This window comes from Frankia sp. AiPs1 (assembly GCF_023716945.1).
Lineage (GTDB): Bacteria > Actinomycetota > Actinomycetes > Frankiales > Frankiaceae > Frankia.
The window spans coordinates 1-1,528 of sequence record NZ_JAMQQF010000903.1 but is presented as its reverse complement, the minus strand read 5'-3'; the positions used below and the strand labels follow the sequence as shown (position 1 = coordinate 1,528).

Genomic DNA, 1,528 nt, shown 5'->3' with positions numbered 1-1,528 from the left:
CCCCCGGACTGCGGGATCGTGGCGGTGACGGCCGCGAACGCCGCCGGGCCGCCGAGGACGGCGACGGCGGCGCAGACCGCGACGGCAATGGCCGTCCGTCCGACGAGCGCGCGCCGGATCAGCAACGCTGCCGTCGCGGCGACGGCGGCCACCGTCACCACCACCCGCAGCCATGGATACCAGGACGGGGTGCGGTCCAGCAGGGTGAACGACCAGGCTCCGGTCGCCGCGACCGCGGCGGCCAGCAACAGCCGGCTCGTCCTCTGCTGCCTGGTCCGCCACAGCGTCCAGGTGCCGACGCCGACCAGTCCGGCGATGCCCGGCGCGATCGACGCCGTGTAGTAGGGGTGGAAGGTTCCCTGCGCGAAGCTCAGCACGATCGACGTCACGATCATCCAGGCGCCCCAGAGGAGCAGCGCGGCCCGGGTCCGGTCCGTGCGCGGCGCCCGCCTGGTCACCCACAGGCCGCCGAGGAGCAGGATCAGCGCGCCCGGGATCAGCCAGGAGACCTGGCCGCCGATCTGGTCGCCGAACAGCCGGTCCCAGCCGGCGCCGCCCCCGAACCCGCCACCCCCGAACCCGCCGCCACCACCACCAGCACCACCACGACGACCGTCCAGCGCCGCCTGCACCCGTTCGGCCAGCTGCGGATCGCGCCTGGCCAGCTCGCTCAGGTTCGCCCGGCCGCCGCCGAACCCCCCGCCGCCACCGCCGCGGTTGCCGTCACCGCCGAAGATCCGGCCCAGGCCGTTGTAGCCGAAGGCCAGGCCGAGCGCGCTGTTGTCGGTGGAACCACCGATGTAGGGACGCGAACCCTTCGGCCACAGCGCGACCGTCGCCACCCACCAGCCGGCGGCGACCACGATCGCCAGCCCGCCCGCGAGAAGCTGCCACACCCGCCGCCGCCAGCCGGTCGGCGCGGCGATCAGGTAGACCAGAGCGAACGCGGGCAGCACCAGGAAACCCTGCAGCGTCTTCGTCAGGAAGGCCAGGCCGAGCGCGGCGCCGGTCGCCGCCATCCACTTCGTCGACGTCTCCTCGAGCGCGCGGACCAGGCAGTATCCGGCCAGGACGAGGACGAAGGTGAGCAGGCCGTCCGGGTTGTCGAAGCGGAACATCAGCGCCGCCACCGGGGTGAGGGCCAGCGCGGAGCCGGCCAGCAGGCCGGCGGCGGGGCCGAACCACCTGCGCACGGCCGCGAACAGCAGGCCGACCGCGGCCACGCCGCCCAGCGCCTGCGGAACGAGCATGCTCCAGCTCGAAAAGCCGAAGATGCGCCCGGACAGCGCCATCGCCCACAGCGACGCCGGCGGCTTGTCGACGGTGATGAAGTTCCCGGAGTCGAGCGATCCGAACAGCAACGCCTTCCAGCTCTTCGTCCCGGCCTGGACCGCCGCCGCGTAGAAGCTGTTCGCATAGCCCGAGGCGCCCAGGTCCCAGACGTAGAGCACCGCCGCGGCGGCGAGCAGCCCGACGAGCGCCGGCCGGGCCCACACCGGATCGGCCGGCCGCCCCCGCACCGCCCGCC

At 74.2% G+C, this 1,528-nt stretch carries 1 protein-coding gene; it reads right to left on the bottom strand.

Annotated elements, in window-relative coordinates; genetic code table 11:
- On the bottom strand, positions 1–1,528 hold a 1,528-nt coding region (locus ND748_RS31740; protein WP_251749969.1), incomplete at both ends, for a glycosyltransferase family 39 protein.